The sequence below is a fragment of the Azospirillum sp. B4 genome (assembly GCF_000333275.1).
Classification (GTDB): domain Bacteria; phylum Pseudomonadota; class Alphaproteobacteria; order Azospirillales; family Azospirillaceae; genus Nitrospirillum.
On record NZ_BACU01000136.1, the window covers coordinates 1 to 9,468 of the forward strand.

Annotated in this window: 9 protein-coding genes; 5 read left to right on the forward strand and 4 right to left on the reverse strand. The window is 68.9% G+C overall.

The features are described 5' to 3' along the window. Nucleotides 1-110 precede the first annotated feature (110 nt). Both I55_RS06355 and I55_RS06360 read right to left on the reverse strand, forming a co-directional pair. The gene (locus I55_RS06355; protein ID WP_044559662.1) at nucleotides 111-602 is read right to left on the reverse strand and encodes a DUF2244 domain-containing protein; all 492 of its coding nucleotides are present in this window, start codon (nucleotides 600-602) and stop codon (nucleotides 111-113) included. Nucleotides 603-707: 105 nt separating this feature from the next. Beyond that, nucleotides 708-1,472, reverse strand: a complete 765-nt coding sequence (locus I55_RS06360) for an SDR family oxidoreductase (RefSeq protein WP_044559657.1) — start codon at nucleotides 1,470-1,472, stop codon at nucleotides 708-710. 134 nt (nucleotides 1,473-1,606) lie between these two features. Between I55_RS06360 and I55_RS06365 the strand changes: the two genes are divergently transcribed. Continuing rightward, nucleotides 1,607-2,518 (forward strand): LysR family transcriptional regulator, encoded by a 912-nt coding sequence (locus tag I55_RS06365; protein ID WP_044559658.1) that lies wholly within the window; start codon nucleotides 1,607-1,609, stop codon nucleotides 2,516-2,518. Nucleotides 2,519-2,704: 186 nt separating this feature from the next. Further along, nucleotides 2,705-3,346, forward strand: coding sequence for an endonuclease III (gene nth / locus I55_RS06370; RefSeq protein WP_044559659.1), 642 nt, complete (start codon nucleotides 2,705-2,707; stop codon nucleotides 3,344-3,346). A 198-nt stretch (nucleotides 3,347-3,544) separates the two neighbouring features. On the opposite strand, the gene I55_RS06375 is transcribed toward nth, so the two are convergent. Both I55_RS06375 and I55_RS06380 read right to left on the reverse strand, forming a co-directional pair. Further along, nucleotides 3,545-4,231, reverse strand: a complete 687-nt coding sequence (locus I55_RS06375; protein ID WP_252181043.1) for a polymer-forming cytoskeletal protein — start codon at nucleotides 4,229-4,231, stop codon at nucleotides 3,545-3,547. A gap of 220 nt (nucleotides 4,232-4,451) precedes the next feature. Beyond that, nucleotides 4,452-5,159, reverse strand: a complete 708-nt coding sequence (locus I55_RS06380; RefSeq protein ID WP_049973881.1) for an EI24 domain-containing protein — start codon at nucleotides 5,157-5,159, stop codon at nucleotides 4,452-4,454. An 85-nt stretch (nucleotides 5,160-5,244) separates the two neighbouring features. On the opposite strand from I55_RS06380, the gene I55_RS06385 reads away from it, so the two are divergent. From I55_RS06385 to I55_RS06395, 3 genes are all read left to right on the forward strand, one after another. Continuing rightward, a complete protein-coding gene (locus I55_RS06385) occupies nucleotides 5,245-6,225 on the forward strand; it encodes an adenosine kinase (protein WP_044559660.1) in 981 nt (326 codons plus the stop codon). A 191-nt stretch (nucleotides 6,226-6,416) separates the two neighbouring features. Further along, complete coding sequence (gene ppa, locus I55_RS06390) at nucleotides 6,417-6,950, forward strand: inorganic diphosphatase (RefSeq protein WP_004271346.1); 534 nt, start codon at nucleotides 6,417-6,419, stop codon at nucleotides 6,948-6,950. Between the two features lie 224 nt (nucleotides 6,951-7,174). Continuing rightward, nucleotides 7,175-9,468 (forward strand): acetate--CoA ligase family protein (locus I55_RS06395; protein ID WP_044559661.1); only part of this gene is annotated, 2,294 nt, incomplete at its 3' end.

A 9,468-nucleotide genomic window follows, 5' to 3' on the forward strand; every position in this document is an offset into this window, starting at 1 on the left:
TGCCTCAGGTCCCGACCGGGACCGCCGGAGTTTCGCGGGGAGCGTCAGCGGACTGCGAAACGAGGACTAGCCAAGCCCGCGGATGCGGGCGCCCGGCGCTTGAGGGAAAACTAAAGCGGGCCCCGGCGATGCCGGGCCAGGGCCCGGCTGAGCGTGTCGGCGACCTGGACCCGCTCCTCCATGGGCAGGAAGGCGCCCACCACCAGGCGCTTGCCATGGCTGCTCAACACCACCTGGCTGTCGTGCCGGGCGGGATCATCCATATGGACGCGCAGCCAATAGGGGATGAAGGACCAGGTGCGGCTGGGCCGGCGGGGTTCCACCCGTTCCACCGTCAGGGCCTGGTCGGTCAGTTCCACCCGCTCATACAGGCGGGCGGAGCGGTAGCTGGCGTGGAAGGCCAGGTAGATCACCAGCACGTCCAGGCCACAGAAGCCGATGACGGGCCAGGCGCCCCGCAGGAAGAACACGGTCCCCACGCCCAGGCTGACCGCCGCCACGCACCCCATGAGGATGCGGAAACCCCGCCGCGACAGGCTGCGGTGGGGCCGCAGGATGACGCTGAGCCAGGTTTGCCTCAGGGTGGTCTCGTCATGGATCATGAACAAAACAGTAGGGCGGCCTCACCACCCGGTAAAGGCCGCCCCCTGTAAGGGCTCAAGCGCGGGCCATGACCCTGGCGCTGGGGTCTTCAGCTTCGCGTGCCCTCAGCTGCGCGTGATCGAGATGCCGCCGTCCACCAATTGGGCGGTGCCGGTGACAAAGGAACTGTCGTCCGACGCCAGGTAGAGGACGGAGCGGGCCAGTTCTTCCGGCTGGCCGGCGCGGCGCAGGGCGTGGGCGTTGTTCAGCCAGTCGCGCTTCTCCGCCGTGTCGTTGGCGGCGTGGTACATCTCGGTCTCCACGGCACCCGGCAGCACGGCGTTGACCCGCACGCCCTGGGGACCGAACTCGGCGGCCAGCGCCTGGGTCAGGCCGATCAGGCCGGACTTGCTGGCGGCATAGGCGGCCAGGCCCGGGAAGGCGAAGGTGTGGCCGACGAAGGTGGAGGTGAAGATGACGGAGCCGCCGCCATTCCTCACCATCTGGGCGATCTGGTGCTTGGCGCCCAGGAAGGGGCCGGTGAGGTTGACGGCCAGGGTGTTGGTCCAGCCGGCCTCGCTGACGCCGGTGCTGGGGCCGGCCTCGCCCAGGGTGCCGGCATTGTTGAAGGCCACGTCCAGACGGCCGAAGCGTTCCACCGCCAGGGCCACCAGCGCCTGGTTGTAATCCTCATGCTGGACGTCGCCGGCCAGCGCCACGGCCTGGCCGCCGGCGGCCTCGATCTCCGCCACCAGGCTGTCCAGTTCCGCCTGGCGGCGGGCACCCACCACCACCTTGGCACCCTCCGCCGCGAACAGCAGGGCGGTGGCGCGGCCGATGCCCGCGCTGGCACCGGTAACGAGGGCGACCTTGTTCCGCAAACGAGCCATTTTTCTCTCCGATGTGATCCGGCGCGACAACCGCGCTGGTGACGGACATAGGATTAGCCTTCAGCCGATCTTGCATCCAGGCGGCGGAAATGGCTTATTCATTCATCTTTCCTGAATAATGAGACAGAAGCCCCATGGACAGGCTGCGCGCGTTCGAGGTGTTCGCCACGGTGGTAGCCAAGGGCGGCTTCGCCAAGGCGGCGGATGCCCTGAACACATCCCCCGCCAACGTCACCCGCTATGTGGCCGAGCTGGAGACCTACCTGGGCAGCCGGCTGCTGAACCGCACCTCGCGCCGCTTGTCGCTGACGGAAGCGGGCGAGGTCTTGTACGAACGCGCCCAAAGCATCCTGGATGAGGTGGCGGAAGCGGAGTCCCTGGCGTCGGCCACCACGCTGAAGCCGCGCGGGCGCCTGCGGGTGAACGCGCCGCTCAGCTTTGGCATCCGCCACCTGGCGCCACTGTGGCCGCGCTTCATGGCGCTGTATCCCGACGTGGTGCTGGACGTCGCCTTGACCGACCGGGTGGTGGATTTGGTGGAGGAAGGGTTCGACCTGGGCATCCGCATTTCCCGCGGTGGATCGCCCACCTATGCCGCGCGCAAGCTGGCGACCTCCCGCAACGTGCTGTGCGCCGCGCCCGACTATCTGGCCCGCCGGGGCATGCCGTTGACGCCCGACGACCTGGCCGGCCATGCGCGCATCGCCTACAGCTACACCGGCGTGCCGGAGGACTGGGTGCTGCTGGACCCGGAGGGCAAGGCCGTCACCGCCCGCATCCCCATCCGCCTGGTGACCAATAACGGCGACACCGCCCGGGCGGCGGCCCTGGCGGGTGAGGGCATCATCTGGCAGCCCACCTTCCTGATCGGCGACGACCTGCGTGCCGGCCGCCTGGTGCCGGTCCTGCCGGGCTATCGCATCCCCGACATCGACATCCTGGCCGTCTATCCCAGCCGCCGCCACGTCAGCGCCAAGGTCCGCGCCCTGATCGATTTCCTGGCCGACGCCTTGCACGGCACCCCGGCCTGGGAGTGCCCCGCTTGATCATAAGGTACCGACACCCGTAGATTTGCCGGCCCGCCGCACGACGGGGCAATGCACCGCCGCCACCCCCTTTAACCTTAGGCCGCGACCGCGGCCACCGGAAGTTTCCGGGGAGCGTCAGCGGACTGGAAACTGAGGACAAGCCAAGGGGCGAATGCCCCGCCGGCGTCTGAGGAACACGACACCATGAAACGCGCGACCATCGAGGAATTCTTCCGCAGGCTGGCGGAGCGGGACCCGGAGCCCAAGACGGAGCTGGAGTACGTCAACCCCTACACCCTGCTGGTGGCGGTGGTGCTGTCGGCCCAGGCGACGGACGTGGGCGTGAACAAGGCGACCAAGGCCCTGTTCAAGATCGCCGACAACCCGGCCGCGATGGTGGCGTTGGGGGAGGCCACGGTGCGCGACCACGTGAAGACCATCGGCCTGTTCAAGACCAAGGCCGCCAACGTCATCCGCCTGTCGGAAATCCTGCTGGCCAAGCACGGCGGCCAGGTGCCGCGCCGGCGTGAGGAGTTGGAGGAACTGCCGGGCGTGGGACGCAAGACCGCCAACGTGGTGCTGAACGTGGCGTTCGGGGAGCCGACCATCGCCGTCGACACCCATATCTTCCGCGTGTCCAACCGCACCGGCCTGGCGCCGGGCAAGACGGTGGAGGCGGTGGAGGAAAAGCTGGTGAAGGTGGTGCCCAAGGCCTACCGCCTGCACGCGCACCACTGGCTGATCCTGCACGGCCGCTATGTCTGCAAGGCGCGCAAGCCGGACTGCGCCGTCTGCGGCGTCATCGACCTGTGCGCCTACGAGGCCAAGACGGTGCTGACAGCCTGATGTTGTTCCGGAAATGAAACAGGTGAGGCTATCCCGCCTCTTTCCTAGCCCGCGACTGCGGGCGCCGGAGATTTACGGGGAGCCGAAGGCGGACTGGAAATCGAGGATGAGGCAAGGCCACGGATGTGGCCGCCCGCCGTCTGAGGGCGAATAAAAAGGCCGGCCCTGGCGAGGGACCGGCCTTTTGAGCGAAAAGGCTTACTCCTCGGTGCCCGTGGCCACGACCGCGTCCACTTCCTTCAGCGGCTTGGCCCGGGAATCGCCGGTCAGCGTCTCAATGGTGCCGACCAGCAGACCGCCCTGTTCCACTTCCAGCACGCCGTAGCGGATGTTGCCCTGGATGCGGCCGGTGGAGCGGACGCGCAGCGTGCCGCGCACGGAGATATCGCCTTCGAAACGACCGCCGATGTCCGCCTCGTCGATCTCGACCGAGCCCCTGAACAGGCCGCTGTCGGCCACCTCGATGGCACGGCCCTCGCGCAGCTTGGCCTCCACCGTGCCTTCCACCACCAGGATGTCGCAGGCGGCGATTTCACCGGACAGGGAAATCTCACGGCCGACGATCAGTTTGCGCATGTCGTTGGTAGGCAAGGGGGCATTTCCTTCAGTACCGGTGGGGGCCACGCGCCGTGGCGGCGTGCCCGGAATTTCCACGACGCGGCGCGGAATGTCACTACGAAAACCGCCCGTGGCGGACGGCGCCGCCGGGATGGCGGGGGCCGTCGGCGCCGGGCCGGCGCTGCCGCCGGTCAGGCTGGCGCCCCCCAGGCCACCAGGTGCCAGGCCCAGCGACGGCTGGCCCGGCGTCGGCGTCGAGCCGGGCGTCGGCGTCTTGAACTGCATGTCGATCCCCTTGTCTGCGGGCCCCTTGCTGGCCGCGGTCACGTCTGAGGGTTCCGGTTCGGAAGCGGGTTCCGGGGCCGGGGGCTTAGGCTCAGCCACCGGAATGGGCGTGCGAAGGTCGGCCGGCTTGGCCGGGTCGCCGCCAACGGGGCCCAGGTTCGGTCGGTTGCGTCGGAACATCGGCGTTGTCCCCAAAATCTTTGTGTCGCACGGCCAGCCCAGTCCCGTGCAGGGCTTGGCCGGTCGATGAAGGTCATTCTTTTTATGGGTTCGCGCGGGCTGCACCCGGCTGCGGCACCCCGGTTCCGCCCGCCGGCGGGAAACCGCCGAACAGGTGGAGCATGAAGGCCGTCGCCAGAACCGGCGCGAACAGATTCACACAGGCAGCAGGGAAATAAAGGCAATAATGAGGCCTGCGCAAAATTCGGCCCTTATAGCGCAGACGGAGTAGGCGGGCCTGATCGGGGGACAGGCGGCGCACCGCCACCTGGTCGAAATACTGGCGTCCCAGCAGGAAGCCGTTGGCCAGCGGATAAACCACGGCACCCACAGGCGGCAAAAGCCACAGCGGCAGCACGGCGACGTTGACGATGATCAGCAGGGCCAGGAACCGCAGGGCGATGCCCGTCTCCTCCAGCACACCCGCCTCCCGCGGCGGCGGCAAGGTGGGGTACCACCGACGTTCAACGACGCGGGCCACCGGTTCCAGCAGCATGCCGGCGATGGCCGCCACCACGACCAGGAAGAAGTACCAGGCCAGCGCCACCACGCCCAAGGCGCCCGCCACCGTGACCAGGGGGTCGACCCAGGCGTTGCCGGTGGGGTGCAGGCGATCCAGCCCCCAGGACACGGCCACGCCCAGGGCGATGAAGGACAGCAGCGTCAGCAGGAAGGAACGGGCCATCACCCGCAGCAGGGCGGGATCTAAAGCCTGGGCGAGGGTGCGGAACAGGGCGCGAATCATCAGCATCCTAGGTAGTATGTCCCCATGCTTGCCGCAAGCGCCCCCATCTCTATACTGCGCCCAACTTTTTTTGCCGATCCGGAGGATTTAAGTGACGGCTGAATTGGATGTGGTGGGGATCGGCAACGCGATCGTCGACGTGATCACCCAGACGAACGACGCCTTCCTGGCCGAGAACAGCCTGGACAAGAACAGCATGCGGCTGATCGACACCGGTGAGGCCGAGGCCCTGTACGCGAAGATGGGCCAGGGCATGGAGATGTCGGGCGGTTCCGCCGGCAACACCATGGCCGGCATCGCCATGCTGGGCGGCAAGGGCGCCTTCATCGGCAAAGTGGCCAACGACCAGCTGGGCCACGTCTACCGCCATGACATCGAGGCCGTGGGCTCGCGCTTCGTCACCACCGACCTGGCCGACGGCACGCCCACCGGCCGCTGCCTGATCCTGGTGACGCCCGACGCCGCGCGCACCATGAACACCTATCTGGGCGCCGCCGTGCGCCTGACGCCGGCCGACATCGACGAGGCCCTGATCGCCTCGGCCCAGGTGACCTACATGGAAGGCTACCTGTGGGACCCGCCGGCCGCGAAGGAGGCCTTCCTGAAGGCCGCCAGCGTCGCCCACGGCGCCGGCCGCCAGGTGTCGTTGTCCCTGTCCGACGCCTTCTGTGTGCATCGCCACCTGGACAGCTTCCGCGACCTGGTCGCCGGTCATGTCGACGTGCTGTTCGCCAACGAGGCGGAGATCACCGCCCTCTACGGCACCGATTTCGACCAGGCGGTGGCGGCGGTGCGCGGCCAGGTGGCCGTGGCCGCCCTGACCCGCAGCGAGAAAGGCGCCGTCATCGTCACGCCCGACCAGGTGGTGACCGTGCCGGCATCACCGGTGGACAAGGTGGTGGACACCACCGGCGCCGGCGACCTGTTCGCCGCCGGCTTCCTCCACGGCTACACCCGCGGCCGCGACATGACCGCCTGCGGCCGCATGGGCGCCCTCTGCGCAGCGGAGATCATCAGCCACTACGGCGCGCGCTCCCAGGCGGACCTGCGCCAACTGGTGGCGGGCGTCTGACCAGGCGCCGAAGGCGGGTGACGGACCGCCCGGGCCATGCGCGTTTGCGATGGGGCCCAGGGGAACCACGGACCCTTTGCCCGCTTTTTTTCGCAGGTGCACTCGCATAGACTGCGCCGCGCCGGGCACCGTTGGCGTGCCCGAACCCATCATCACGGTTCAACCGTCCGTCGTCACGCAAAGGCAAATCCATGGACATGAGCAAGATCCCGGTCGGCAAGAACGCCCCGTGGGACATCAACGTCGTCATCGAGATCCCGCAGGGCGGTCAGCCGGTGAAGTACGAGGTGGACAAGGACTCGGGCGCCATCTACGTCGACCGCTTCCTGCACACCGCCATGTACTATCCGGCCAACTACGGCTTCGTGCCGCACACCCTGTCGGGCGATGGCGACCCGGCCGACGTGCTGGTGGTCAGCAACACCCCGGTGGTGCCGGGCGTGGTGCTGCGCTCCCGCCCCATCGGCGTGCTGCTGATGGAGGACGAGGCCGGCATGGATGAGAAGATCCTGGCCGTGCCGGTGGACAAGCTGCACAGCTTCTACACCAACGTCAGCAGCTACAAGGACCTGCCGGAGATCCTGGTGGAGCAGATCGCCCACTTCTTCGAGCACTACAAGGACCTGGAGAAGGGCAAGTGGGTGCGCATCGTCCGCTGGGGCGACGCCGACGAGGCCGCCAAGATGATCAGCGACGCCATGGAGCGCTACAACGCCCAGAAGTAAGCCCCGGCACAACCGCCGGGGTGTTCGATCGGGGGTGGTGCCGCAGGGCGCCGCCCCTTTTCATTGGTCAGCCTCCCTAGCCCCCAAGGGTTACCGCGCCGGCCTTGGTGCGGGACGGTGATGCGGCTACCCTCTGGAGGCGCTTGAGACATGTCATGGCCGTGCCGCACGGCGCCGCTATGGTGCGTCCAAGCCCGGAAGCGGCAGAGGACAGAGGGAAGGCCATGACCATCCGCAACCTGCACCACCTGTTCAAGCCGTCGTCCATCGCGCTGATCGGCGCCAGCCGCCGGCCGCACACGGTGGGCGCCGTGGTGGCGCGCAACCTGTTCGGCGGCAGCTTCGACGGGCCCATCATGCCGGTCAACCCGCAGGAGCGCTCCATCGAGGGGGTGCTGACCTATCCGGACGTGGCCTCGCTGCCGGTGGTGCCCGATCTGGCCGTCATCTGCACCCCGCCCTCCACCGTGCCCGACCTGATCCGCCAGTTGGGGGAGCGCGGCACCAAGGCCGCCGTGGTCATCACCGCCGGCTTCGGCGAGCTGGGGGAGGCCGGCCGGGCCCTGCAGCAGCAGGTGCTGGACGCCGCCAAGCCCCACCTGCTGCGCGTGGTCGGCCCCAACTGCCTGGGCGTCATGGTGCCGGGCAACGGGCTGAACGCCAGCTTCGTCCATGTGCCGCCGCTGAAGGGCGACATCGCGCTGCTGGCGCAGAGCGGCGCCGTCGTCACCTCCGTCGTCGACTGGGCGACGCCGCGCGGCATCGGCTTTTTCCCACTGGTGTCGCTGGGCGGCATGGCCGACGTGGACTTCCGCGACCTGCTGGACTTCATGGCCCAGGACGGGCACACGCGAGCCATCCTCCTCTACGTCGAGGCCATCGCCCACGCCCGCAAGTTCATGTCGGCCGCCCGGGCGGCGTCCCGGTCCAAGCCCGTCATCGTCATCAAGGCCGGCCGGTCGGACGAGGCGGCGCGCGCCGCCTCCTCGCACACCGGTTCCCTGGCGGGATTGGATGCCATCTACGACACCGCCTTCCGCCGCGCCGGCATGCTGCGGGTGGGGGAGCTGAGCGAGCTGTTCGACGCGGTGGAGACGCTGGCCACCGGCGTGCAGATCAAGGGCGACCGCCTGGCCATCCTGACCAACGGCGGCGGCATGGGCGTGCTGGCCACCGACAGCCTGATCGAGCAGGGCGGCCGCCTGGCCCAGCTGTCGCCGGAGGGCATCGCCAAGCTGGACGCCGTGCTGCCCCCCACCTGGAGCCACGGCAATCCCATCGACATCATCGGCGACGCCAACGGCAAGCGCTATGCCGACGCCCTGTCCATCCTGCTGGAGGAGAAGGGCTGCGACGCCATCCTGGTGATGAACTGCCCCACCGCCGTGGCCGACAGCGTCGAGGCGGCGCGCGCCGTCATCGACGCCCTGCGCGGCAAGCGCTTTCCCGTGCTGGCCAACTGGCTGGGGGAGGGGGCGGCGGCCGAGGCGCGGCGCCTGTTCGCCGCCAACCGCATCCCCAGCTACCAGACCCCGGACGAGGCCATCCGCGCCTTCATGCACCTGGTGCGCTATCGCCGGAACCAGGATGAGTTGATGGAGGTGCCGTCCACCGTGCCCGACCAGTTCGTCTATGACGGCGTGGCGGCGCGGGTCCCCATCGATGAGGCCCTGGCGGAGGGCCGGCCCTGGCTGTCGGAATACGAGGCCAAGCAGGTGCTGCGCGCCTACGGCATCCCGGTGGTGGAGACGGTGACCGCCGCCACCCCGGAGGAGGCTGAGATCGCGGCCCGGCGGCTGGCGGTGCATTCCCCCGGCCGGGGCCCCGGCGGGCGGCTGGCGCTGAAGATCCTGTCGCCCGACATCACCCACAAGTCCGACCTGGGCGGCGTGGTCCTGAACCTGGCGCCGGACGAGGTGCGGCTGGAGGCGGAGGCCATGCTGGCCCGCATCCGCGCGGCCGTCCCCGGCATCCGCATCGAGGGCTTCACCGTGCAGCAGATGGCGCACATGCCGGACGCGGTGGAGCTGATCGTGGGCATGACCGACGATCCGCTGTTTGGCCCCGTGCTGCTGTTCGGCCAGGGCGGCACGGAGGTGGAGGTGGTGCAGGACAAGGCCCTGGCCCTGCCGCCGCTGAACATGAACCTGGCGCGCGACATGATGGCCCGCACCCGCGTCCACAAGCTGCTGCAGGGCTATCGCCACCGCCCGCCGGCCGACCTGACGGCCATCGCCCTGACATTGAACAAGGTGTCGCAACTGGTCATCGACTTCCCCGAGATCCAGGAGCTGGACATCAACCCGCTGTATGCCGGCGCCGGCGGCGTCATGGCGCTGGACGCCCGCATCCGCGTGGCGCCGCCCCCCGCGCCCGGCGCGGTGCGCATGGCCATCCGCGCCTACCCCAAGCGGCTGGAGCAGCATGTCACCATCCACGACGGGCGCGACTTCCTGATCCGGCCCATCCGGCCGGAGGATGAGCCGCTGATCCACGACATGATCGCCCGCACCGCCAT

What these genes read in the sequence shown, in the direction of transcription:
- I55_RS06355 (WP_044559662.1), bottom strand. Translation starts at nt 602, where the DNA reads ATGATCCATGACGAGACCACCCTGAGGCAAACCTGGCTCAGCGTCATC.
- I55_RS06360 (WP_044559657.1), bottom strand. Translation starts at nt 1,472, where the DNA reads ATGGCTCGTTTGCGGAACAAGGTCGCCCTCGTTACCGGTGCCAGCGCG.
- I55_RS06380 (WP_049973881.1), bottom strand. Translation starts at nt 5,159, where the DNA reads ATGCTGATGATTCGCGCCCTGTTCCGCACCCTCGCCCAGGCTTTAGAT.
- I55_RS06365 (WP_044559658.1), top strand. Translation starts at nt 1,607, where the DNA reads ATGGACAGGCTGCGCGCGTTCGAGGTGTTCGCCACGGTGGTAGCCAAG.
- nth (WP_044559659.1), top strand. Translation starts at nt 2,705, where the DNA reads ATGAAACGCGCGACCATCGAGGAATTCTTCCGCAGGCTGGCGGAGCGG.
- ppa (WP_004271346.1), top strand. Translation starts at nt 6,417, where the DNA reads ATGGACATGAGCAAGATCCCGGTCGGCAAGAACGCCCCGTGGGACATC.